This is a genomic window from Microcoleus sp. BR0-C5 (assembly GCF_036705045.1).
Classification (GTDB): domain Bacteria; phylum Cyanobacteriota; class Cyanobacteriia; order Cyanobacteriales; family Microcoleaceae; genus Microcoleus.
Window position 1 is genome coordinate 1 of sequence record NZ_JAUBTR010000217.1, and the last position, 1,137, is coordinate 1,137.

The following is a 1,137-nucleotide window of genomic DNA, read 5'->3' on the forward strand; positions in this document are numbered from 1 at the left end:
CTCTGGGTTAAATTCCAATCCAACCTCGCGAGCAAACTGCCAAAGATGCCGGCTTTCCTCCTGAGCTTCCCGCATCGCCTCACGGGTCGCCTTGTAGTCAATCCCCTCAGCCAACAACAGCGGCATCCGCTCCAACATCTTGTTGAGCATCGCCGGCGCAATCCGTTCAAGGATAAAGTTCTCATCATCCTTAAAACGCGGGTCAGCTTCTAACTCACCCTGAGACGCCACAGCGCCGCGCTTGTAGGTTTTCTTAAAGCTCAGGATTCCGTAGCGGTCATCAATAGCAGCCGTCCCCCCGGTGATAGACGGTAGCTTATTGCAGTTAGCCAAAAAGATAGCAGTCGGCTTGTACTCATAACTGTCCTTACCCTTGCGCTCAATATCAATCGGGTCGCCCGTGATGAACTGCTTAAGACTTTGGAGTGCATCAAGACTCACATTTGAAGCATTCTCAGAAGCCCAATTACAGACACCGCCCTCAATGGTAGCCAGTGCAAATTTACGTCCACCGTCGTAAGCCTTGAAGTCTGACAGCGATTTCCCAGTCATCCCCCGCCCAAAGACAGCGGCCAACACAGCTCGCAGCGTATCCTTGCCGTTAGACCCCTCGCCGTAGCACAACAAACCTTTGACTCCCTTACCCGTCAACTTTGACCGTACCAGCTTCAAATTCAACGCAGCAGCAGCAGTCCGCAGGAATATCTCGCGCTGTGCCGGCTCAAGACACTCCAAAAGGCGATCGCAATCGGCGCTATCCACACCAGGGTCATACTTACTCCCAACGTAGGTATAGACCTGGTTAGGGTCATGTGGCACAAGCGAGTGAGAGCCATCAGGATTAATCCTCACTACCCTGTTAGAGCAGTTTAAACCGTCAGGATTTATCTTGTTTGGGTCAACCGCATTCCGATTCACAACCCAGTTGAGAACCTCAGCGACGTTACTAGACTTGGCTCGATTGTTGACCCAAACACCCTTTACCTTCTCTGCGTAGGTATTGAGCCAGTCACCTATACGACGCTTTTCCTCGGACTCCGATCGCAATTCGTAGTGACTGCCGACATAGTGATAAAGCTGTCCTCCAATAGATTTCCAGTGACCGTCTGAGTAAAGTGCAGCCTCTGCCTTCTGTAC

Annotated in this window: 1 protein-coding gene; it reads right to left on the bottom strand. The window is 51.6% G+C overall.

The features are described from left to right. Positions 1-1,137: DUF5906 domain-containing protein (locus QUB08_RS32025; protein ID WP_333230330.1), on the bottom strand; the 1,137-nt coding region annotated here is incomplete at both ends.